We start from the raw sequence: 23763 nt of genomic DNA on the forward strand, positions 1-23763 counted from the left end.
ATTCAATACCATTCCAATTGTGTTATCGTACGTTCAATTTCAGGAAATGAATCGATATACTCAAGTACACGATTCATTTCTTTTTCACAAATAACACGATTTGAGGATACGGAAACAATCGCAATTTCTGTACGTTGCCATACATCTTGATGCCCTACTTCTGAAACAGCTACGTTATAACGCTGTTTCACACGAGTTAACACCCGTTGCAAAATTGCTCGTTTCTCTTTTAAAGAATGCACATCGTAAATCATACACTCAAATGAGAGAGAAGCGATAATCATCGCTTCACTTCTTCCATAATGTACGCTTCAATGATGTCCCCTTCTTTAAGATCGTTGTATTTCTCAATTGTAATACCACACTCATAGTTTTGAGCAACTTCTTTTACGTCGTCTTTGAAACGTTTTAACGTATCAAGTTGACCTTCATAGATTACCACACCATCACGGATAATACGCACGCCGCTATCACGTGTAATTTTACCATCTGTTACGTAACAACCTGCGATTGTTCCAACTTTTGTTACTTTAAACGTTTGACGTACTTCAGCTTGACCGATTACTTTTTCTTCAAATTCTGGATCTAGCATACCTTGCATCGCTGCTTCGATCTCTTCGATTACTTTATAAATAATGCGGTGTAAACGAATATCAACGTTCTCTAATTCAGCTGTACGCTTCGCATTTACATCTGGGCGTACGTTAAATCCAATTACAATTGCATTAGATGCAGAAGCTAAAATGATATCAGATTCTGTAATCGCACCTACGCCTGTATGGATAATTTTAACTTTAACACCTTCAACATCAATTTTACGAAGTGATGCTGCCATTGCTTCTACAGAACCTTGTACGTCCGCTTTCACAATTAAGTTAATTTCTTTTACATCGCCCTCTTGGATTTGTTGGAATAAATCTTCAAGGCTTAATTTAGATTTCTCACCACGTTGAGCAAGTAACGCTTCTTGTGCACGTGATTCACCGATTTGACGAGCTTTCTTCTCATCAGCGAATGCCATGAAACGATCTCCTGCTTGTGGTACTTCATTTAAACCTGTAATTTCAACAGGAGTTGATGGACCAGCAACTTTTACACGACGACCAATATCACTTACCATTGCACGAACACGACCGAATGTAGTTCCAACAACGATTGGATCTCCTACTCGAAGCGTACCGTTTTGAACAAGTAATGTCGCAATAGTTCCTTTACCTTTATCAAGCTGGGCTTCGATTACAGTACCAGTTGCATAGCGGTTTGGATTTGCTTTATACTCTTCTACTTCACTTACAAGAAGAATCATTTCTAGTAAGTTGTCAATTCCTTCGCCTTGAATCGCAGAAATTGGTACGAAAATTGTGTCTCCGCCCCATGCTTCTGGAACTAATTCATATTCTGTTAGTTCTTGCATTACGCGATCAGGGTTCGCAGCTGGTTTATCCATTTTATTCACAGCAACAATAATTGGTACTCCTGCTGCTTTCGCATGGTTAATTGCTTCAACTGTTTGTGGCATAACACCGTCATCAGCTGCAACAACAAGGATTGTAATATCCGTTACTTGTGCACCACGAGCACGCATCGTTGTAAACGCCGCGTGACCAGGTGTATCTAAGAATGTAATTTTCTTGTCATTTACTTCAACTTGGTATGCACCAATATGCTGAGTAATTCCACCCGCTTCACCAGCAGTTACTTTAGAGTTACGGATAGAGTCAAGCAATGTTGTTTTACCATGGTCAACGTGTCCCATGATTGTAACTACAGCTGGACGCTCTTTTAAGTTCTCTTCATCATCTTGCTCATCGATGAATGTTTCAAACTCAGTTTCGCTTACAATTACTTCTTCTTCTACTTCAATACCGTAGTCGTTAGCAATTAACTCAATTGTATCTTTATCTAAATCTTGGTTAATTGTTGCCATAATTCCAAGCATGAAGAGCTTTTTAATAATTTCAGATGGCTCTTTGCTTAATTTCTTAGCAAGATCACCTACTGTAAGACTTCCAGAGAAAGTAATTTTATCTGGTGTTTCTACAGTTTGTGTTTGTTGTCTTCCAGCAAAGTTCTCTTGACGCTTATCTTCATTTCCTTTGCCTTTTTTCTTTTTCTTATTGCTGTTCTTTTTACTACGAACAACTTTTTCTTCTACTTCAAACTCATCTGCAACAGAAGGTTTTTCAGCTTGATACTCATTATCTAATTTGTTTACTACTTCATCGTCTAACATTGTCATATGATTCGAAACCTCGATATTCATTTCTTTTAGTTTTGTCATAAGATCTTTACTTGAGATATTATGTTTTTTCGCATATTCATGCACTCGAATTTTACTCATACCTTCACCCCCGGTAATTTGTATCGAGCATGCTACGCAGCTTTTTCGCAAAGCCTTCATCTAACACAGCTACAACGACTCGCTCATCTCTCCCAATCGCATGCCCTAATTGTTGTCGATTTTCGACCTTTCTCATTGGTACGTTGTAGTACGTCGTTTTATCCGTGATACGCTTTGTAGTATTTACTGACGCATCCTCAGATAGCAACACAAGTTTTGCCTTGCCACTTCGTACTTCCTTTAAAACGAGTTCTTCACCCGAAATAATTTTTCGAGCCCGGTTTGCTAGTCCTAAAAACGATTTCCAATCGGACACTTATTTCGACTCCTTCTCAACAAGCTCAAGAAGTTCTTCATAAAGAGAACTGTCGATTTTCGCTTTTAGATGATGTTCCAAAACATTTTTCTTTTGAGCTTGAAGAATGCTTTCTTTATCTTTTGATAAATAAGCACCTCGTCCTGATTTCTTTCCAGTTAAATCAATAGACACTTCTCCCTCTTTGGAACGAACAATGCGAACGAGCTCTCGTTTTGATTTCATTTCTTGCGTTGCAACACATTTTCGTAACGGAACTTTTCGATTGCTCATACTCATCACCTCTATTCGATTTCGTCTTCAACAGAATCGAATCCGAATGCGACTACGCTATCTTCTTCTGTTACAATACCAAGTTGTTTCGCATCAGACTCACTCTTAATATCAATTTTCCAACCTGTTAATTTAGCTGCAAGACGTGCATTTTGTCCACGTTTACCGATAGCTAATGACAGTTGGTGGTCTGGAACAACAACTGTTGTTGCTTTTTCTTCTTCATCTACAAGTACTTTCACAACTTGTGATGGGCTTAAAGCATTGGCAACATATTCTACTGGATCATTTGACCAGCGAACGATGTCAATCTTTTCACCTTTTAGTTCGTCTACAATGCGTTGTACACGTTGTCCTTTCGGTCCTACACAAGAACCTACTGGATCCACATCAATGTTCTCTGCATGTACAGAGATTTTAGAACGATCTCCTGCCTCACGTGCTACAGAACGAATTTCAACCGTTCCATCATAGATTTCAGGAACTTCCATTTCGAATAAACGTTTTAAAAGACCAGGATGTGTACGTGATACGTAAATTTGTGGTCCTTTTGTTGTTTTTTCTACTTTCGTAATGAATACGCGAATACGATCATGTGGTTTGTATTGTTCGTTTGGCATTTGCTCACTTACAGGTAATAAAGCTTCTACTTTTCCTAAGCTTACATAGATGAAACGAGCATCTTGACGTTGTACGATACCAACCATGATATCTTCTTCACGGTCACTAAACTCAGAGTAAATAACACCACGCTCAGCTTCACGCACTCGTTGTGTTACAACTTGTTTTGCAGTTTGTGCTGCAATACGACCGAAATCTTTTGGTGTTACTTCAATTTCTAGTACGTCACCATCTTGATAGTTTGGATTAATTTGTCTTGCTTCTTCAACAGAAATTTCAAGACGTGGATCAAACACATTATCAACAACGTCTTTACGTGCTAAAACTTGGATTGTTCCCACTTGTGGGTTAAAGCTCACACGAACGTTTTGTGCTTGGTTAAAATTGCGTTTATAAGCAGAGATTAACGCTGCTTCAATCGCATCAATAATAATATCTTTGCTAATTCCTTTTTCTGACTCTAATACGAGCAAGGCATCTAACAACTCAGTGCTCATGAAGATCCCCCTTCTAACTAAAACGTAACAGCAAGTCGCGCATTTGCAACTTTGTCCATTGGAATTTGGATTTCTTTTTTACGTGTTTTAATTGTTAATAATAGTGTAATTGTAGTACCATCGTAGGAAAGCATTTTTCCTTCAAACATCTTTTCACCATCAATCGGCTCATATGTTTTAATTGCCACTTGTTTTCCTACCGCTTGCTGGAAGTCTTTCTCTTTCTTTAATGGACGTTCTGCTCCAGGAGATGACACATCCAAAAAGTAAAGATGAGGAATTGGATCCTCTTTATCTAAAGCTTCGCTTAAACGTTCACTCACCGCACCGCATTCTTCAATGTCGACTCCCTTTTCAGAATCGATGAATACGCGTAAGAACCAGTCTTGTCCTTCTTTCACATACTCTACATCTACAAGTTCAAGATTTAACTCTTCAACAATTGGCTGCGCAAATGCTTCTACAACTTCTGTGACTTTCTTATCCATAAACAGCCTCCTTCCTGCCGCCATGTACCATTCACAAGAAAAGACCCCGTCCATAGAACGGTCTATCTTATTCTTTCTCGTTAGCTAACAAAAGCCCCTGCCGTTAAGCAGGGAATATCTGTCTTAGTATTACCAAATTTAAGAAGTAAAACTTGTAACAAAATATGTATATACGACAGAAATTTCTTACCTCTCCACATCAATAAAATGTAGATAGTAACACGAAAGAGTGGGTTTCCCCACTCTTCTTTTCACACAATATACATGACATGGTTATCTCGGTTAATAGTATACCATACCAAATGTTGATTTGCAAAGACTTTTCCTACCTATCAGAACAGCGATAACTGGTTTTGATCCGGCAAATCACCTAAACAACCTTGACTATCTAAATACTCAATAATTGTTTTCGAAACCTTACTACGCTGCTGCAAGTCTTCTTTTGATAAGAATTCTCCATTTTTGCGTGCTTCCACAATACTTAAAGCTGCGTTTGTACCAAGACCAGGCACCGCATTAAATGGAGGGATTAATGAGTCTCCATCAATAATAAAGTCTGTTGCATGTGAGCGATATAAATCCACCTTTTGGAATGAGTATCCACGCTCACACATTTCAAGTGTCATTTCTAGTACAGTCAATAAACTCTTCTCTTTCGGTGCTGCATCTAAACCTTTTTGCGCAATTTCATCAATTCTTGCACGTATAGATGCTGAACCTTTTGCCATCGCTTCTACGTCAAAGTCATCTGCACGAACCGTAAAGTATGCCGCATAGAATAAAAGCGCGAAATGTACTTTAAAGTATGCGATACGCACAGCCATAAGTACGTAAGCAGCCGCATGGGCTTTCGGGAACATGTACTTAATCTTCTTACATGAATCAATATACCAACCTGGTACATTATTACTTTTCATGTCCTCTTCCCATTCTTCTGGTACACCTTTACCTTTACGTACTGACTCCATGATTTTGAAGGCTAATGATGGGTCTAAACCTTGATAGATTAAATATACCATGATGTCATCACGACAACCGATAACTTCACTCAGCGTACATGTACCGTTATAAATTAACTCGTTTGCATTACCAAGCCATACGTCCGTACCATGTGATAATCCAGAAATTTGGACTAACTCTGAGAACGTCGTCGGTTTCGTCTCTTCTAACATCTGTCTTACGAATTTCGTACCAAACTCTGGTATACCAAGTGTACCTGTTTTACAGTTAATTTGTTCTTCCGTTACGCCTAACGATTCTGGCCCTGAGAAAATTTTCATTACTTCTGGATCGTCCGTTGGGATTGTTTTTGGATCAATACCACTTAAATCTTGTAACATACGAATAACTGTCGGATCATCGTGTCCTAGTATATCAAGCTTCAGTAAATTATCATGAATAGAGTGGAAGTCAAAGTGTGTTGTTCTCCACTCAGCACCTATTGAATCTGCTGGATACTGTATTGGTGAGAAATCAAAAATGTCCATATAATCTGGCACAACGATAATACCACCTGGATGCTGCCCTGTTGTACGTTTTACACCGGTACATCCTGCTACTAAGCGGTCAATTTCTGCATTTCGAATTGTTAAGTTATGATCATTTGCATAACCTTTTACATATCCATAAGCAGTTTTTTCCGCAACTGTACCAATCGTTCCTGCACGATATACATAATCTTCACCGAATAGTACTTTCGTATAGTTATGGGCACGTGGTTGGTATTCCCCGGAGAAATTCAAATCGATATCGGGTACCTTATCTCCTTTAAATCCAAGGAACGTTTCGAACGGAATGTCATGTCCATCTTTTACATATGGAATATTACAAGTTGGACATTCTTTATCCGGTAAGTCAAAACCAGAACCTACAGAACCATCATTAAAGAATTCTGATTGCTTACATTTCGGACATACATAGTGTGGTGGTAATGGATTTACTTCTGTAATTTCCATCATCGTTGCAACGAATGATGAACCTACCGATCCACGCGAACCTACTAGATATCCGTCTACTAACGATTTTTTCACAAGCTTATGTGAAATTAAATAAATTACGGCGAATCCATGCCCGATGATACTTTTTAATTCTTTTTCTAAACGCGCTTCTACAATTTCAGGTAACTCTTCACCATAAATGCTACGCGCCATTTTATAACTCATATCACGCGTTTCATCATCTGCACCTTCAATTTTCGGTGTATATAGATCATCTTTTACTGGATGAACATCACCAATTAATGATGCAATCTTTTGTGTATTCGTTACGACTATTTCTTTCGCTACGTCTTCACCTAAAAATGAGAAACACTCTAACATTTCATCCGTTGTACGGAAATGTACAGGTGGTAATGAATGTCGGTTTAACGGATTCGCTCCACCCTGTGAACTTACTAAAATTTTACGATACATTGCATCTTCTGGATTTAAGTAATGCACGTTTCCTGTAGCCACAACTGGTTTATCTAACGTCTCACCTAGTTTTACTAAGTTAGAAATAATTGTTTTTAATTGTCCCTCATCTCGAACGAGTTCACGCTCTACTAAATGACGTAACACTTCTGGTGGCATTACTTCAATGTAATCGTAGAACTGCGCAATTTCTTCTACCTCTTCAGGAGCTTTTTGCATCATCGCCTCAAACACTTCACCTTTATCACAAGCCGTTCCTACTAAAATACCTTCACGATACTTTTTTAATAGTGATCTTGGTACTCGTGGTACACGGTAAAAGTAATTTAAATGAGAATATGAAACAAGTTTATATAAATTTTTCAATCCAACATCCGATGTAGCAAGTAATGTCATATGACTTGGACGCCCGCGCTTATATGCATCCCCTTGTCCCATACTATCGTTTAATTGATCGTGATATTCAAAACCTTTTTCAATTACATCTTTTAACATTTTCACTAGTAAGTATCCCGTTGCTTCTGTATCATAAATCGCACGGTGATGCTGAGTTAATTCAATGTCCATCTTTTTACACAACGTATTTAAACGGTGATTTTTCATTTCTGGGAATAAGAATCGTGCAAGCTCTAACGTATCTATTACTGGATTTTTTGTTTTTTCTAAACCAGCTTTTTTAAATCCTACGTTAATAAAGCCCATATCGAAGCTTGCGTTATGAGCAACAAGTGTATGGTCGCCCATCCATTCTTCAAACTTTTTAAACACTTCGTCCACTTCTGGTGCGTCGGTTAACATATCATCTGTAATACCTGTTAATTCAATGATCGTTGCCGATAATGGTTGGTGCGGATTTGCAAAAGATTCAAAGCGGTCAATAATTTCGCCGCCTTTTACTTTTACAGCAGCTAACTCAATAACTGTATCATATACAGCTGATAAACCTGTCGTCTCAACGTCGAAAACAACATACGTTTCCTCTGCAAGTAAACGATGCGCTTCGTTATACGCTATTGGTACACCGTCATTCACTAAGTTTGCTTCCACACCATATATAACTTTAATTCCGGCTTTTTTCCCAGCTGAATATGCTTCTGGGAATGACTGTGCAACAGCATGGTCTGTAATGGCAATAGCCTCATGCCCCCATTTACCAGCTTGAGCAACAAGCTTAGAAACTGGAGTAACAGCATCCATTTGACTCATTGGCGTGTGAAGATGGAGCTCTACTCGTTTTTCGCCTTCTGGTGCTTTATCTTTACGAGACGGTCCTGTTATTTCATTAATATCATTTGCAATCATTACTAAATCTCGAACAAATGTATCATTTTGAACAGAACCACGAGCCTTCACCCACATTCCTTTTTTCAAGGATTGTAGCATTGGAATATCTTCTTTATCACGTGAGAACATTTTGATCATAATCGAATCTGTATAATCCGTTATTTTTAAAGTTAATAACGTACGTCCACTACGAAGCTCTTTCGTTTCCACATGGAAGACATATCCTTGAACTGTTTTTCTTCTTTCTTCATCTTGAATTTCTCGCATTGGTGTAATCTCTTCATCTGGCTTAATAAGATACCCGAGTGTGATCGGCCCTTCATGCACAACGCTGCTTTCTTCAGCTTGCTTCTTCGCCATTTCTTCCATAGCTTGTATAACACGCTCGCGGTCTTCTTGCTGCGTTTGCTCACGAAACTTTTGCATTTCTTCTGTATTTTGCTGTATATGTGTGTCTAACTGGAAACGCGGGAATCCAAAAGCCTCGTATTGATCCCCTACTGGTTTCGCAACGTTTTTCTTTAAAGCAGTAGATTCCAGCTCATTATTCACATTTATAAGTAACTTCACTCCATTGACCTGCGGAAGCTGCTTCTTTAAATAAGCAAACATAGGTGAAAATGTAATTCGTTCCGTACAAAGTGGCCAATACGCCCTCACTTCTTCTTCAGTAAATTGTTTGTTCTCTGTTTCTAATGCAAATGTTGTTCTTGCAATATGAGAAAATGATTGCTTAAGCTTTGTTTCTAGCAATTCATATAATTCTGTAGGCAAAATACGTGGCACTTGTAAATTAAAATGCCAACTTTTATTCGCTTTATCGATAACGAGCCTTTCAATACCACCGCCTTGTAAATATTGATTTATAAGGTCGTCTGGTATTTGCAACTGCTGGAGCAAAATTTGAAATCGCTCTTTTTGTTCATTTGTTAAAGACATAAGCACTCTCCTTCCATTTGCTATTATAAATTGAAACGTACTACAAAGAAAGATTTCTCCCTTCTTCTTTTACAAAATACGTTTACAAAGAAAGAGAAGGTACCTCATTACGAGGTACCTCTTCCTATTTTAAAATATTAGCAATATATGTTTGAAGTTCTTCTACTTTTACTTCTTCAGACTCACCTGTAGCACGTACTTTCACTTCTACAATACCTTCGTCTGCTTTTTTACCAACTGTCACGCGAACTGGAAGGCCGAATAAATCAGCATCAGCAAATTTAACACCTGCACGTTCTGCACGATCATCTAGTAATACTTCATATCCTTGCTCTTGTAATGAGTTGTAGATGTTTTCACCCATTTCACGTTGTGCATCAGACTTCATATTCACTGGAATTACATGCACATGGAACGGTGCAACAGCTTTTGGCCAAACTAAACCGTTCTCATCATTAAACTGCTCTGCAATTGCTGCCACTGTACGAGACACACCAATGCCGTAACAACCCATAATAAGTGGTTGTGTTTTTCCGTTTTCATCTAGGAATGTTGCGTTCATTGCTTCACTATAACGAGTTCCTAATTTAAATACATGACCAACTTCAATTCCGCGTGCGAAAAGAATTGTTCCGTTTCCGTCTGGAGATTGGTCTCCTTCTTGAATGAATCGTAAATCCGTATATTGATTTACTTTAAAGTCACGTTCTGGATTTACATTTACATAATGGAATCCTTCTTCGTTCGCTCCTGAACATCCGTTGACAATTGATGCTACAGCGTGATCAGCAATAATTTCGATATCACCTGTTACACCAATTGGACCTAATGAACCAACTTCACAATTTAATAATTCTTTTACTTCTTCATGAGAGGCAAGCTCAACAACGGAAGCACCGTATACATTTTTCACTTTTACATCGTTTACTTCATGATCACCACGAACAAGTACCACTACTAATTTCTCATCTACTTTAAATACCATAGACTTAATGCACTTTTCAGCTTCGATGTTTAAGAATGCAGATACTTCTTCAATTGCTTTTTGGTCTGGTGTTGCTACTTTTTCAAGCTCTTTTTCTGCTTCGTCACTCTTCGTATACGTAGCTACAACAGGAGCCATTTCGATGTTCGCTGCATAATCAGATGTATCAGAGTATGCAATTGTATCTTCACCAACATCAGATAATACCATAAATTCATGTGTATCTTTTCCACCCATTGCTCCAGAATCAGCAATAACCGCACGGAAATTCAAGCCACAACGAGCAAAGATGTTAGAGTATGCTTTGTATAAGCGATCGTACACTTCATCTAAGCTCTCTTGCGTAGCATGGAAAGAGTATGCATCTTTCATTAGAAACTCTCTTCCACGTAATAAACCGAAACGAGGTCTTTGTTCATCACGGAATTTTGTTTGAATTTGATATAATGTTAACGGTAATTTTTTATACGATTTCACTTCATCACGTACAAGATCCGTAATTACTTCTTCATGTGTCGCTCCTAATGCAAATTCACGAGCGTTACGATCTTTCATACGCATTAATTCAGATCCGTAAGAATACCAACGACCTGACTCTTGCCATAATTCTGCAGCTTGCATCGCTGGCATTAATAATTCTACAGCACCTGCGCGCTCCATTTCTTCTCGAACGATACGTTCTACTTTGTGTAGTACTTTTAATCCAAATGGTAGAAAACTATAAATACCAGAAGCATTTTGACGCATAAAACCTGCACGAAGTAATAACTGATGACTCTTAATCTCCGCATCAGCTGGAACTTCACGTAATGTAGGACTGAATACCATACTTTGTTTCATTTATTCGCACCTCTTCATTTTACTCTTACACGCAGGAAAACCCCTCACCTCGAGTTAGGTGAGGGATTTTATTCTACGAGCTCTATTTCATTATAAGTTTCACTTTATTTTACAAGAAAAACTTACGAATGTCATTCCAAGTTACAACTAACATAAGTAACATTAATAATGCAAAACCAATAAAGTGAACCATTCCTTCTTTTTGGCGATCAATTGGTTTCCCACGCAATGCCTCAATTAAGAAGAAGAACAAACGTCCACCGTCTAAAGCAGGAACTGGTAGTAAATTAAATAAACCAAGGTTAATACTTAAAACGGCTGCTAAATTTAATACACGCGTAAATCCATAATCTACCACTTGATCTGTAAGATTATAAATTCCTACTGGACCTGACAACTCATTAATAGAGAATTGACCCGTTACTAATTTCACAAGAGATTCAAAAATTAGTTTCGTCCAATAATATGTTTGTTCAAAACCTGATTTAATCGAACCCATTACTGTTTTCTCTACTGGAGTGTAAACACCAATTCTACCAATTTCTTCTTTACCTTCTTTATCAAGCGTTGGCGTTACTTTCACATTAAACTGTTCACTATCACGCTTTACTTGTAACGTAAGTTCTTTATTCGGGTTTTCACGTACAATGGTAACAACATCTTTCCATGTACTTGTGTTTTTCCCATCAATAGCTTGAATTGTATCATTTTCTTTTAATCCAGCTTGCTCTGCTGCACTATTCTCCATCACTTTTCCGACCATTGGTTTGTCAACAGGAACACCTTGTACAAATCCAAGAATCACAAAAATAACAAATGCTAAAATGAAGTTCATTGCAGGACCCGCAAAGATCGTTAAAGCACGTTGACCTAATTTCTTAGAGCCAAACTGTCTATTATACGGAGCAATTTGAATTTCTTCACCGGCAGTAATAATACGAGCCTTCTCATTCACTCGGAATGTTTGAAGCTCTTCCTCGTACTCTTCATAACCCGAAATTGTTAAATTATGCTCTAAATCAGATTGTTCGACTTCAATAACGCGAACATTTGGATACTTTTCATATCCATCAAAAACTAATTTTACAACTTCGTCTTTTTCGTTTAATACAAGGCCAACCTTTTTCCCTGGCTTTAACTCAACTGTATCTGCATCCTCGCCAGCCATTCTTACATAGCCGCCAAGGGGCAGTAATCGAATCGTATACACCGTTTCATTCTTTTCAAATGAGAATATTTTCGGACCAAAACCAATCGCAAACTCACGGCATAAAATACCTGCTCGTTTTGCGAAATATAGATGCCCTAGCTCATGGAAAAATACGAGTGCACCGAAAATTAATATAAAGGCAATCGCTGTATTCAATTCCATACCACCTTTGCTAAATTTGTTCCATCACAAACCGTCTTGTGGCTGCATCAATTTCCAGAATTTCCTCTAAGCTTGGACGTGCAATGACATTGTGATGGTTCATTGCTTTTTCAATGAGGTCTTCCACTGTTAAGAAACCAATTCTCTTTTGTAAAAAAGCTTCAACAGCTACTTCATTCGCTGCATTCATTACAGCTGGCATACTTCCACCTGTTTTTCCAGCTTCATACGCAAAGCGCAAGCAACGGAAACGTTCTTGATTCATTTTCTCAAAATGCAATGTACCCATTTCCCATAAATTTAACTGCTTTGTGTCTGAAAGAGGCAATCGATCAGGATATGTAAGTGCGTATTGAATTGGCACTCGCATATCAGGTGAGCCAAGCTGTGCCATCACACTACGATCTTCAAATTCAACCATAGAATGAATAATACTTTCTTTATGTAAAACAACATCGATTTGCTCATAAGGGATACCGAAAAGCCAATGTGCTTCAATTACTTCTAGCCCCTTATTCATCATTGTAGCAGAATCAATTGTAATTTTCGAACCCATTGACCAGTTTGGATGTCGAAGCGCATCTTCTACGGTCACATGATGCAATTCATCTCTCGTTTTATCACGGAAACTTCCACCAGAAGCCGTTATAATTAGTCGAGAAATTCTTTTTTCATTTTCACCATTCAAGCATTGAAAAATAGCTGAATGTTCACTGTCTACTGGAAGTAACGAAACATTATGTTTTCGCGCTGCTTCCATTACAAGATGCCCTGCAGTTACTAACGTTTCTTTGTTTGCAATTCCAATTGTTTTTTTCGCCTCAATTGCACGAAGTGTCGGTAACAACCCTACGCTACCTACAACAGCATTTACTACTATCTCCGCATCTGGATGTAATGCTACTTCTAAAAGTCCTTCACTACCATATACAATTTTTGTATTACCAGAGACAGCTTGTAATTTTAAAACATCTTCCTCTCTTTGCACAGAGACAATTTGCGGAGAAAATTCTTGAATGACCTTTACTGCGTAGTCAATATTTTTCCCTACAGAAAAAGCAACGAGACGGAATTGGTCTGGGTGCGAGCGTAATACATCTAAAGTTTGTGTACCAATTGATCCGCTTGCACCTAATAAACTAATGTTTTTCATGACTCCAACCCCTCGTTCATTTATTAATTGTATTGTAATAAGAAGTAGAGAATTGGTAAAACGAATAACCAACTATCTGTTCGATCTAATATACCACCATGTCCAGGTAAAATTGTACCTGAATCTTTTACGCCATAATGACGTTTAAATGCAGATTGTACTAAATCACCAATTTGTCCAAAAATAGAAATGATAATTGTCAGCACAATTAAAATTACTACATTCGATTCCACTGGGAAGAACATGTTGTAAACAAGCGCCACAATAATTCCACAAACGATGCCGCCTAATGAACCTTCAATCGTTTTATTTGGACTAATTTCTGGCCATAATTTTCTTTTTCCTAATGCTTTTCCTACGAAATATGCACCTGAATCAGTAGCCCATATAACAAATAATGCGCAAAACACATATTTAATTCCTAAAATTCTCGTTTCATTCAAATATAAGAATCCCATTGCAACATATGTTGTCGCCATTAGTAAAAATGAAGCATTATCAAAAGTAAATGTATTCTTAGAAAGGACTGTATATGATAAAAGTAATAGAACAATCACAAATGTGATTTCTAATTTACCTAATCCAATCCAAGTAAACAGTTCTGATGCACTACTTGGAATTAAAATAATCCATAATAATACTGCAGCTAAAACTGTTGGTACTGAAATAAGCGTAAGCTTATTCATACGAATTAATTCATATAAACCTATAGAAGCAAGTGCATACACTAAAACCGTAAAAGGCACGCCACCGTAAATTACGATGGGAATGAATAGCGCGGCAGCAACCACTCCAGTAATAATTCTCTGTTTCACTACCAAACCCTCTCTTTCTACACGCCTCCGAATCTGCGCCCTCTATGCTGAAAGTCTGTAATCGCATTTAGCAAATGTTCCTCGGTAAAATCTGGCCAATACACATCTGTAAACCAAAATTCCGAATATGCAATTTGCCATAACATGAAATTACTAATACGTAGCTCTCCGCTCGTACGGATTAACAATTCTGGGTCAGGTAAAGAACTCGTCATTAGGTAGGAAGAAAGCATTTCTTCGCTTACATCTTCAACACGAACTTTTCCTTCCTCACTATCTTTCATCATATGTTGCACAGCAGAAACGATTTCATCTCGACTTCCATAGTTTAACGCGAAATTCAGAATTAATCCCGTATTCTCTTTCGTCTCTTCCATGGCCTTCTCCATCGCTCTGCGTGTATGCGTAGGAAGACGATCTTGTTGCCCTATTACACGGACTTGTACGTTCTCTTCAATCAATTCTGGTAAAAATGTACCTAAAAATTCTTCTGGAAGCTTCATTAAATAATCAACTTCCTTTTTTGGTCTTTTCCAGTTCTCAGTTGAAAAAGCATAAAGAGTTAATACTTTCACATTAAGTTTGCTTGCAAATTTTGTGATTTTCTTTACAACTTGCATGCCTTCATGATGTCCCGCAATACGAGGCATCGCTCTCCTCTTTGCCCACCTTCCATTACCATCCATAATAATGGCAATATGTTCTGGGATGTATCCTTTTTTCACTTCTTCAACGAGATGATCAAACGATGTGTCCTTTTTACCTTTAAAAAAAGGAAAGTTTTTAAACATCATTCATACCCTCCAACAAGCAGACGTATGCCTAAAAGTGTAAAAAGACCCCCTTAAGAAGAGGGTCATATTTGCGAAAGTATCGCTATTACACTTCCATGATTTCTTTTTCTTTGTTTTTTGCGATTTCGTCAACTTTTGCAATATATTTATCTGTTTCTTTTTGGATATCTTCAGTATATCCTCTTAAATCGTCTTCTGTAATCTCGCCAGCTTTTTCAAGCTTCTTAAGATCATCGTTACCGTCACGACGTACGTTACGAACAGCAACTTTTGCTTCTTCAGCATATTTTTTCACAACTTTTACAAGATCACGACGACGCTCTTCTGTTAATGCAGGGAATGCAATACGAATTACAGTTCCATCATTAGAAGGGTTTAAGCCTAAATCTGCTTTTAAAATTGCTTTTTCGATATCACCGATAGAAGTTTTATCATACGGTTGAATTACAAGTAAACGTGCTTCTGGAACTGTAATGTTCGCTAATTGCACAACTGGTGTTGGTGCACCATAGTAATCAACTTGTACTTTATCTAATACAGACGCGTTTGCACGACCAGCGCGAACTGTTGCTAATTCGCGTGAATAAGCAGCAACCGCTTTTTCCATTTTTTCATTTGCAGACTTCAATACTTGTTGTCCCATATTTATTTCCCCCTTACAACTGTTCCGATATTTTCGCCTAACACGGCACGTTTAATATTCCCTTTTTCCATAACTGAGAATACAATTAATGGAATATCATTATCCATACATAGAGAAGAAGCTGTAGAATCCATTACACCTAAACCTTCTTTTAATACATCTAAGTAAGTAAGTGTTTCGTATTTCGTAGCTGTTGGGTCAATAGATGGATCTGCATTATATACGCCATCCACATTGTTTTTCGCCATTAAAATTACGTCAGCTTCAATTTCCGCTGCACGTAATGCTGCCGTTGTATCTGTAGAGAAGTATGGGTTACCAGTACCTGCTGCAAAGATAACAACACGTTTTTTCTCTAAGTGACGAACTGCTTTACGACGAATGTAAGGCTCTGCCACTTGACGCATTTCAATTGAAGTTTGTACGCGAGTTTGAATTCCGATGTTCTCCAAGCTATCTTGAAGAGCTAATGAATTCATAACTGTCGCTAACATGCCCATGTAATCCGCTCCTGCACGATCCATGCCCATCTCACTTCCAATTTTTCCACGCCAAATGTTACCGCCGCCAACAACAACAGCAACCTCTACATCTAGTTCTGCAATTTCTTTCACTTGTTCCGCAACTGACTTAATAACAGCTGGGTTGATTCCAAATCCTTGCTCGCCAGCTAAAGCTTCTCCACTCAGCTTTAAAACGACACGATTATATTTCGGTTTACTCATAATGAACCTCCAATTGCTTACATCTTTATTTTAAAAAAGGGAACACAATGTGTTCCCTAATCTGTATTAGTTACTACCTTTTACTTGGTTCATTACTTCTTCAGCAAAGTTGTCTTCGCGTTTTTCGATACCTTCACCAACAGCGTAGCGAACGAATCCTTTTAATGTTGCGCCTTTAGACTCAACGAATTGACGAACTTTCATATCAGGGTTTTTAACGAATGCTTGGTCAAGTAAGCAAATCTCTTCGAAGAATTTGCCTAGACGGCCTTCAACCATTTTTGCAACGATTTTTTCAGGCTTGCCTTCGTTTAATGCTTGTTGTGTTAATACTTGACGCTCATGCTCAACTTCTTCAGCTGTTACAGCATCACGATCGATGTATTTTGGGTTAACTGCAGCGATGTGCATTGCTACGTCTTTAGCAGCCGCTTCATCAGTAGAACCTTCAAGAACTGTTAGAACACCAATGCGTCCACCCATGTGTAGGTAAGCACCGAATGCATCTGCATCAGTTTTTGATACGATTTCGAAACGACGAAGTGTAAGCTTTTCACCAATTTTAGCGATTGCTTCGTTGATGTGCTCTTCAACTTTTTTACCGTTTTCCATTGTTTGAGCCATAGCTTCTTCAACGTTAGCAGGCTTCTTAGCTAATAGGTGAGCAGCTAATTCTTTAATTAATGTTTGGAAACCTTCGTTTTTCGCAACGAAATCAGTTTCAGAGTTTAATTCTAAGATTAAACCGTCGTTACCGTTTGTTTCGATGAAAGTTAAACCTTCAGCAGCGATGCGGTCTGCTTTTTTAGCAGCTTTCGCGATACCTTTTTCACGTAAGAAGTCAATTGCCTTCTCCATGTCGCCGTTAGTTTCTGTTAAAGCTTTTTTGCAGTCCATCATACCTGCGCCAGTTTTTTCACGTAATTCTTTTACCATTTGTGCAGTGATTGCCATACTTTTCATCCTCCTAAAATATGTATTTATACCTTTTATAAAGGTGTTTATACCTTAAAAAAGGTGATAAAAGGCCGAACCCCTTATCACCTTTCCAACTTTGTTACGCAGTAACAGTTTCTTCACCTTGTTTTGCTTCAAGGATCGCGTCTGCCATTTTAGATGTAAGAAGTTTTACAGCACGAATTGCATCATCGTTCGCTGGGATAACGTGATCGATTTCGTCTGGATCACAGTTTGTATCAACGATACCGATGATTGGAATGTGTAATTTGCGTGCTTCAGCAACTGCAATACGCTCTTTACGAGGGTCTACTACGAATAATGCACTTGGAAGACCTTTCATATCTTTAATACCGCCTAAGAATTTCTCAAGACGCTCTAACTCTTTTTTAAGTTGAACAACTTCTTTCTTAGGTAGTACTTCGAAAGTACCATCTTCTTGCATTCTTTCGATGTCTTTAAGACGCTTGATACGCTTTTGGATTGTTTGGAAGTTAGTTAAAGTTCCACCTAACCAACGTTGGTTAACGAAGTACATACCAGCACGAGTTGCTTCTTCTTTAATAGCTTCTTGTGCTTGTTTTTTAGTACCTACGAATAAGATGTCTCCGCCTTCAGCAGCGATGTCACGCATAACTTTGAAAGCTTCCTCAACTTTTTTCACAGTTTTTTGTAAGTCGATGATGTAGATACCGTTACGCTCTGTGAAAATGTAACGCTTCATTTTTGGGTTCCAACGACGAGTTTGATGTCCGAAATGAACACCAGCTTCAAGCAATTGCTTCATAGAAATTACTGACATAATATAGTTCCTCCTAAATGGTTTTTGATATCCTCCGTTTACTTCATCTCTAAGCGAAACTACAAACGTAGCACCAACACTTAAATCAGTAAACGTGTGTACTTTGTACTGACACCACTGCTTACTATATCATACTGAAATATTACAATCAAGTCGAAAATGCGAACAATGTAAAACTTTCTTTGTTCATACTCGAATTCTAGTATTACCAACCTACATTTCTTTTAAGCAAAAAAAGTGAAATGCAATTCATGGCCTTTCAAAAAAATGCGATTATGACGCTATGTACGAACAACATCAATCTGTTATACAAAAAACTCTCCTCAAAAAATGAGAAGAGTTTTATAAATTAGTTTGTTTTTAATTTAGCAAGTTCATGTAAGAATTTGTCGTTTAGTACTTTAATGTATGTTCCTTTCATACCTAAAGAACGCGACTCAATTACACCAGCACTTTCTAATTTACGAAGTGCATTTACGATTACCGAACGAGTGATTCCTACGCGGTCAGCAATTTTACTTGCAACAAGTAAACCTTCTGTTCCGTTTAATTCTTCGAAGATGTGCTCGATTGCTTCTAACTCACTGTAAGATAATGAGCTGATCGCCATTTGAACAACAGCTTTGCTACGTGCTTCTTCTTCAATTTCTTCTGCTTTTTCACGTAAAATTTCCATACCTACAACAGTTGAGCTGTACTCAGCAAGAATTAAATCATCATCTAAGAACTCTTGACCAAGACGAGCTAAAACTAATGTACCTAGACGCTCACCGCCACCAACGATCGGTACGATTGTAGTTAAGCCTTGACCAAATAATTCTTTATTTTCTACTGGGAATGCTGTGTAAGCACTGTTTACATCTAAGTTTGAAGATGTTTCTGTAATGTTGAATAAGCTTTGTGTATACTCTTCTGGGAATTGACGCTCTGCAAGCATTTGTTTCATACGCTCATTCTCGATTTGTTGGTGAATTGCATAACCTAGTAATTTACCACGACGGCTTACTACGAATACGTTCGCTTCGATTACTTCACACATTGTGTCAGACATTTCTCTAAAGTTTACAGGCTTTCCTGCTGCGCTCTGTAATAACGCATTTAATTTTCTTGTTTTTGCTAATAATTCCATTTCAAAAGTTCCTCCTACATGTTACTCACATATTTTTTCATCACTTGGAAACTAGGGCGAGTCACCTGATGACACTATTACAAAATAAACTGGCTCACATCTTTATTTTTAGCAATCGTTGCTAATTTTTCCTCAACGTATTGAGGCGTTATCGTTATTTTCTCTAACGTAATTTCAGATGCTTCAAACGATAAATCTTCAAGGAGCTTCTCCATAATCGTATGAAGTCTTCTTGCTCCAATATTATCTGTATCCTGATTAACTTGATAAGCAATCTCAGCAATCTTACGAATAGCTTCGTCTGAAAATTCAATTTCTATACCTTCAGTCGCTAATAAAGCAATATATTGTTTAATTAACGCATTATCAGGCTCGATTAATATTTTAACAAAATCATCCGTCGATAATTTTGTTAATTCTACTCGAATCGGAAATCTCCCTTGTAATTCCGGAATCAAATCTGACGGTTTAGACATATGAAACGCTCCAGCTGCAACGAATAAAATATAATCCGTTTTTACTGATCCGTATTTTGTCGCAACATTTGATCCTTCTACAATTGGTAAAATGTCACGTTGCACACCTTCACGTGATACATCTACACTATTCGACTGCTTACCAGCAATTTTGTCAATTTCATCGATAAAAATAATCCCGAGCTGTTCAGCACGATAAACAGCCTCTTGTGTAACTTCATCCATATCAATTAAGCGCTGTGCTTCCTCATTTGTCAAGACTTTTCTTGCTTCTTTTACAGAAAGTTTACGTTTTTTTGTTTTTTTCGGCATAAAACTTCCTAATGCATCTTGAAAATTCATCCCCATTTGTTCCATGCCAGTTCCTTGCAGCATATCGAACATGGAAGACTGTTGTTCAGTCACTTCAATCGATACAATTTCATCTTCAAGAAGTCCTGCAGCAAGCTTTCTTTCCACATCTTGACGTTTCTTTTCGATTTCAACATCTTCCTGTGAATCTGTTGTTTGATTCGAATTTTGAGCGCCACCAAATAGCATTTCTAATGGGTTTTTAAATCCAGATTGCTTCTCCGGACTCGGCACTAAAATTTCAACAAGACGTTGGTTCGCTTGTTCTTCTGCTTTGTCTTGTACTTTTACTACCATTTCTTCTTTCACAATGCGAACTGACGTTTCCACAAGGTCACGTACCATCGATTCTACATCTCTACCTACATATCCAACTTCTGTAAATTTCGTGGCTTCAACCTTAATAAAAGGTGCTCCAACGAGTTTCGCCATTCGTCGTGCTACCTCTGTTTTACCAACACCTGTCGGTCCAATCATTAAAATATTTTTAGGTGCAATTTCATCACGTAGATTTTCAGCTAATTTACTTCGGCGGTATCGATTTCTTAAAGCTACAGCAACCGCTTTCTTCGCATCCTTTTGACCGATAATGTATTGATCTAATTTTTCCACAATTTGACGCGGAGTAAAATGTAAATGCATATAAAATGCCTCCCTTACGATTCTACAATTCTTCCACAATTATATTGTGGTTTGTATACACACAAATATCGCCTGCAATGTCTAAACTCGCTTTCGCAATTTGCTTCGCTGTTAAATGTTCACTTGCATATTGTTTTAAAGCACGACCTGCTGAAAGCGCATAATTTCCGCCAGATCCAATTGCTAAAATACCATCATCCGGTTCAATCACTTCTCCCGTACCTGAAACAAGGAGCATCGTTGTTTTATCCATGACAATGAGCATCGCTTCTAGCTGACGTAACATTTTGTCACCGCGCCATTGCTTCGCCATCTCAACAGCAGCACGCTGCAAGTTTCCATTATACTCTTCTAATTTCCCTTCAAACATTTCAAAAAGAGTAAATGCATCAGCAACTGAACCTGCAAAACCAGCTAAAACTTTCCCTTGAAAAAGTTTACGAACCTTACGAGCTGTATGTTTCATTACAACAGCATTTCCCATTGTCACCTGGCCATCTCCAGCCATTGCACATTCTCCATTATGATGAACTGCAAATATCGTTGTAGCGTGGAAATTTCCCATAGAAAAAACTCCTTTATATGTTTTTATAGCTTTAAAAGCAATTTATGCCCGTGGGTGATGCTTCATGTAGACAGAACGCAATCTTTCTTTAGAGACATGCGTATAAATTTGTGTCGTAGACAAATTTTCATGACCGAGTAGCTCCTGTACAGTACGTAAATCTGCCCCTTCATCTAACATATGTGTAGCAAATGTATGCCTTAACATATGAGGACTTATACGCATTGTCAGTGAAGCTTTCTTAATGAGTTCATTTAATACATAGCGTACTCCTCGACTTGTCAGCGGCGTGCCTTTCGCATTTAAAAATACCATATGAGATTGTTCTTCAGTTTTCTTGGCTAACTGTTTTCTCCCGTTCTCTATATAAGTAATTAAAGCATCTTGTGCATAGCTCCCGAACGGAATATACCTTTGTTTTTTTCCTTTTCCCATTACTAAAATTGTTCCCACCGCAAAGTCAATATCGGTAAGTTGTAAATTGACACATTCACTCACACGGATCCCGGTCGCATACATCAACTCTAATAAAGCTTGATTCCTTTGACCTAACGGGGTTTCCGTATCAGAAACTTCAAATAATTCCTCTAATTCTTCAGCATATAAAAACTTTGGGATTGACAATTCTTTTTTGGGGAGTGACGCAAGTGCAAACGGATTATCCTTCCGATAACCTTCACGCATCAAAAAACGATATAAACTTCGTAAGCTTGATACTTTTCTTGCGACAGATTTACGGGCTAACTTTTCATCGTGCAACGTCGTTAAGTACAAACGAACATCCGCGTATGTAATATCTAAAAAAGAGGATATGCCTTCTCGCTCCATAAATTGCACAAAATGTTCTAAATCATTTTGATAACTTGCAATTGTATATTTTGAATAATTTCTTTCAATTTGTAAATATCCAACGAATAATTGTAACAATTTCTTCACATTCACACAATTCACCTCAATAAAGGCTACTAAATCGTATCACAACTTAGTAGCCTTTGCAAGAAATTTAACTAAATATTTACAAAATTTCGAATCGTTTCTAAAGCGCGTGCTGCATAGGCTTCATTACGTTCTGCTTTTTTCTTAATTTTCTTCTCTAACGGTGCAAACAGACCGAAGTTTGCATTCATTGGCTGGAAGTTTTTCGCGTTTGTCGCAGTAATATAATTCGCCATACTTCCCATTGCAGTTACAGGTGGCAATACAACCGGCTCTTCACCTTTTACAAGTCGAGCAGCGTTGATACCTGCTAGCAATCCTGAAGCCGCCGATTCAACATACCCCTCTACTCCAGTCATTTGACCAGCGAAGAATAAATCATCACGTTGTTTATATTGGTATGTTGGACGAAGTAAGTTAGGTGAATTAATAAACGTATTACGATGCATTACACCATAACGTACAATCTCTGCGTTTTCCAGTCCCGGAATCAACTGTAACACTTCTTTTTGCGGTCCCCATTTTAAATGCGTTTGGAAACCTACGATATTGTATAACGTCCCCGCTGCATCATCTTGACGTAACTGAACAACAGCATATGGCGTTTTCCCTGTTTTTGGATCTTCTAATCCAACAGGTTTCATCGGTCCAAATACTAGTGTTTGTCTTCCTCTACTTGCCATAACTTCTACCGGCATACAACCTTCAAAGAAAATTTCTTTTTCAAATTCTTTTAAAGGTACTGTTTCAGCAGCGATTAAAGCCTCGTAAAAACGGTCAAATTCCTCTTCCGTCATTGGACAGTTTAAATATGCCGCTTCACCTTTATCGTAACGAGATTTTAAATACACTTTATTCATATCAATGCTGTCTTTCTCAACAATCGGTGCTGCTGCATCATAGAAATAAAAGTAGTCTTCACCCGTTAATTCTTTTAATTGCGCAGAAAGATCAGGCGACGTAAGTGGACCTGTCGCAATAACAGTAGGACCTTCTGGAATTTCAGTGATTTCTTCATTCACCACAGTTACGTTCGGATGATTTTTCACATATTCCGTTACTTTTGCTGCAAATTCATGACGATCTACCGCTAAAGCCCCTCCTGCTGGTACAGAACACTCATCAGCTGCACGAATAATAACAGAATCCATTAAACGCATTTCTTCTTTAATAACACCAACAGCATTTGTTAATGTGTTTGCGCGAAGCGAGTTACTACATACTAATTCTGCAAATTTATCTGTGTGATGAGCTGGCGTTTGCCTTACCGGTCTCATTTCGTATAATCTTACTTGGACACCACGTTTTGCAATTTGGTAAGCTGCTTCACTTCCTGCAAGACCTGCGCCAATGACGTTTACTACTTGTGTTGTCATATATTTATCACCTTTCCTTTTCTTCCCGAAAA

21 protein-coding genes are annotated in these 23763 nt (G+C 38.0%); all 21 read right to left on the minus strand.

Features of this window, described 5'->3' with window-relative positions; all coding sequences use genetic code 11:
* Positions 1-2: 2 nt before the first annotated feature.
* On the minus strand, positions 3-284 hold the full coding sequence (locus PDQ40_RS09870; RefSeq protein ID WP_000582364.1) for a DUF503 domain-containing protein: 282 nt from the start codon (positions 282-284) through the stop codon (positions 3-5).
* Entirely contained in the window at positions 281-2341 is a 2061-nt protein-coding gene (gene infB / locus PDQ40_RS09875; protein ID WP_000036342.1) for a translation initiation factor IF-2, read from the minus strand. The genes PDQ40_RS09870 and infB overlap by 4 nt, the downstream gene beginning before the upstream one ends.
* A gap of 4 nt (positions 2342-2345) precedes the next feature.
* The gene (locus PDQ40_RS09880) at positions 2346-2657 is read right to left on the minus strand and encodes a YlxQ family RNA-binding protein (protein ID WP_001286523.1); all 312 of its coding nucleotides are present in this window, start codon (positions 2655-2657) and stop codon (positions 2346-2348) included.
* The gene (gene rnpM, locus PDQ40_RS09885; protein WP_000071128.1) at positions 2658-2930 is read right to left on the minus strand and encodes an RNase P modulator RnpM; all 273 of its coding nucleotides are present in this window, start codon (positions 2928-2930) and stop codon (positions 2658-2660) included.
* Positions 2931-2941: 11 nt separating this feature from the next.
* Positions 2942-4048 (minus strand): transcription termination factor NusA, encoded by a 1107-nt coding sequence (gene nusA / locus PDQ40_RS09890; RefSeq protein WP_000102609.1) that lies wholly within the window; start codon positions 4046-4048, stop codon positions 2942-2944.
* Between the two features lie 17 nt (positions 4049-4065).
* Positions 4066-4536 (minus strand): ribosome maturation factor RimP, encoded by a 471-nt coding sequence (gene rimP, locus PDQ40_RS09895; protein ID WP_000359097.1) that lies wholly within the window; start codon positions 4534-4536, stop codon positions 4066-4068.
* Between the two features lie 332 nt (positions 4537-4868).
* The gene (locus tag PDQ40_RS09900; protein WP_000059980.1) at positions 4869-9170 is read right to left on the minus strand and encodes a PolC-type DNA polymerase III; all 4302 of its coding nucleotides are present in this window, start codon (positions 9168-9170) and stop codon (positions 4869-4871) included.
* Between the two features lie 124 nt (positions 9171-9294).
* The gene (locus tag PDQ40_RS09905) at positions 9295-10995 is read right to left on the minus strand and encodes a proline--tRNA ligase (RefSeq protein ID WP_257810552.1); all 1701 of its coding nucleotides are present in this window, start codon (positions 10993-10995) and stop codon (positions 9295-9297) included.
* Positions 10996-11104: 109 nt separating this feature from the next.
* On the minus strand, positions 11105-12361 hold the full coding sequence (gene rseP, locus PDQ40_RS09910; protein ID WP_001090249.1) for an RIP metalloprotease RseP: 1257 nt from the start codon (positions 12359-12361) through the stop codon (positions 11105-11107).
* Between the two features lie 16 nt (positions 12362-12377).
* Positions 12378-13520, minus strand: coding sequence for a 1-deoxy-D-xylulose-5-phosphate reductoisomerase (gene dxr / locus PDQ40_RS09915; protein ID WP_000790362.1), 1143 nt, complete (start codon positions 13518-13520; stop codon positions 12378-12380).
* Positions 13521-13543: 23 nt separating this feature from the next.
* Positions 13544-14335 carry a phosphatidate cytidylyltransferase gene (gene cdsA / locus PDQ40_RS09920; RefSeq protein ID WP_000813584.1) on the minus strand — a complete coding sequence of 264 codons (792 nt, stop codon included), beginning with the start codon at positions 14333-14335 and terminating at the stop codon, positions 13544-13546.
* A 17-nt stretch (positions 14336-14352) separates the two neighbouring features.
* On the minus strand, positions 14353-15129 hold the full coding sequence (gene uppS, locus PDQ40_RS09925; protein ID WP_000971301.1) for an isoprenyl transferase: 777 nt from the start codon (positions 15127-15129) through the stop codon (positions 14353-14355).
* Between the two features lie 85 nt (positions 15130-15214).
* Positions 15215-15772 (minus strand): ribosome recycling factor, encoded by a 558-nt coding sequence (gene frr / locus PDQ40_RS09930; RefSeq protein WP_000531500.1) that lies wholly within the window; start codon positions 15770-15772, stop codon positions 15215-15217.
* 2 nt (positions 15773-15774) lie between these two features.
* Positions 15775-16497, minus strand: coding sequence for a UMP kinase (gene pyrH / locus PDQ40_RS09935; protein ID WP_000042663.1), 723 nt, complete (start codon positions 16495-16497; stop codon positions 15775-15777).
* Between the two features lie 66 nt (positions 16498-16563).
* Positions 16564-17451 carry a translation elongation factor Ts gene (tsf, locus tag PDQ40_RS09940; protein ID WP_001018580.1) on the minus strand — a complete coding sequence of 296 codons (888 nt, stop codon included), beginning with the start codon at positions 17449-17451 and terminating at the stop codon, positions 16564-16566.
* 103 nt (positions 17452-17554) lie between these two features.
* Complete coding sequence (gene rpsB, locus PDQ40_RS09945) at positions 17555-18256, minus strand: 30S ribosomal protein S2 (RefSeq protein WP_000111483.1); 702 nt, start codon at positions 18254-18256, stop codon at positions 17555-17557.
* A 349-nt stretch (positions 18257-18605) separates the two neighbouring features.
* Complete coding sequence (gene codY / locus PDQ40_RS09950; protein WP_000421288.1) at positions 18606-19385, minus strand: GTP-sensing pleiotropic transcriptional regulator CodY; 780 nt, start codon at positions 19383-19385, stop codon at positions 18606-18608.
* A 77-nt stretch (positions 19386-19462) separates the two neighbouring features.
* A complete protein-coding gene (hslU, locus tag PDQ40_RS09955) occupies positions 19463-20854 on the minus strand; it encodes an ATP-dependent protease ATPase subunit HslU (RefSeq protein WP_000550081.1) in 1392 nt (463 codons plus the stop codon).
* 22 nt (positions 20855-20876) lie between these two features.
* On the minus strand, positions 20877-21419 hold the full coding sequence (gene hslV / locus PDQ40_RS09960) for an ATP-dependent protease proteolytic subunit HslV (RefSeq protein ID WP_000526271.1): 543 nt from the start codon (positions 21417-21419) through the stop codon (positions 20877-20879).
* Positions 21420-21461: 42 nt separating this feature from the next.
* Positions 21462-22361 (minus strand): tyrosine recombinase XerC, encoded by a 900-nt coding sequence (gene xerC / locus PDQ40_RS09965; RefSeq protein ID WP_001101228.1) that lies wholly within the window; start codon positions 22359-22361, stop codon positions 21462-21464.
* A gap of 65 nt (positions 22362-22426) precedes the next feature.
* Positions 22427-23731: an FADH(2)-oxidizing methylenetetrahydrofolate--tRNA-(uracil(54)-C(5))-methyltransferase TrmFO gene (gene trmFO, locus PDQ40_RS09970; RefSeq protein WP_001998091.1), complete on the minus strand. Its 1305-nt coding sequence runs from the start codon at positions 23729-23731 to the stop codon at positions 22427-22429.
* Positions 23732-23763: the final 32 nt, after the last annotated feature.

The sequence above is a fragment of the Bacillus cereus group sp. Bc061 genome (assembly GCF_027715825.1).
GTDB lineage: Bacteria > Bacillota > Bacilli > Bacillales > Bacillaceae_G > Bacillus_A > Bacillus_A paranthracis.

Coding starts and splice junctions, on each gene's coding strand:
- rnpM (WP_000071128.1), bottom strand. CDS start 2,930: ATGAGCAATCGAAAAGTTCCGTTACGAAAATGTGTTGCAACGCAAGAA.
- pyrH (WP_000042663.1), bottom strand. CDS start 16,497: ATGAGTAAACCGAAATATAATCGTGTCGTTTTAAAGCTGAGTGGAGAA.
- PDQ40_RS09870 (WP_000582364.1), bottom strand. CDS start 284: ATGATTATCGCTTCTCTCTCATTTGAGTGTATGATTTACGATGTGCAT.
- hslV (WP_000526271.1), bottom strand. CDS start 21,419: ATGGGAAATTTCCACGCTACAACGATATTTGCAGTTCATCATAATGGA.
- hslU (WP_000550081.1), bottom strand. CDS start 20,854: ATGCATTTACATTTTACTCCGCGTCAAATTGTGGAAAAATTAGATCAA.
- rpsB (WP_000111483.1), bottom strand. CDS start 18,256: ATGTCAGTAATTTCTATGAAGCAATTGCTTGAAGCTGGTGTTCATTTC.
- PDQ40_RS09905 (WP_257810552.1), bottom strand. CDS start 10,995: ATGAAACAAAGTATGGTATTCAGTCCTACATTACGTGAAGTTCCAGCT.
- uppS (WP_000971301.1), bottom strand. CDS start 15,129: ATGATGTTTAAAAACTTTCCTTTTTTTAAAGGTAAAAAGGACACATCG.
- PDQ40_RS09900 (WP_000059980.1), bottom strand. CDS start 9,170: ATGTCTTTAACAAATGAACAAAAAGAGCGATTTCAAATTTTGCTCCAG.
- dxr (WP_000790362.1), bottom strand. CDS start 13,520: ATGAAAAACATTAGTTTATTAGGTGCAAGCGGATCAATTGGTACACAA.
- nusA (WP_000102609.1), bottom strand. CDS start 4,048: ATGAGCACTGAGTTGTTAGATGCCTTGCTCGTATTAGAGTCAGAAAAA.
- trmFO (WP_001998091.1), bottom strand. CDS start 23,731: ATGACAACACAAGTAGTAAACGTCATTGGCGCAGGTCTTGCAGGAAGT.
- frr (WP_000531500.1), bottom strand. CDS start 15,772: ATGGGACAACAAGTATTGAAGTCTGCAAATGAAAAAATGGAAAAAGCG.
- tsf (WP_001018580.1), bottom strand. CDS start 17,451: ATGGCAATCACTGCACAAATGGTAAAAGAATTACGTGAAAAAACTGGC.
- rimP (WP_000359097.1), bottom strand. CDS start 4,536: ATGGATAAGAAAGTCACAGAAGTTGTAGAAGCATTTGCGCAGCCAATT.
- infB (WP_000036342.1), bottom strand. CDS start 2,341: ATGAGTAAAATTCGAGTGCATGAATATGCGAAAAAACATAATATCTCA.
- codY (WP_000421288.1), bottom strand. CDS start 19,385: ATGGAATTATTAGCAAAAACAAGAAAATTAAATGCGTTATTACAGAGC.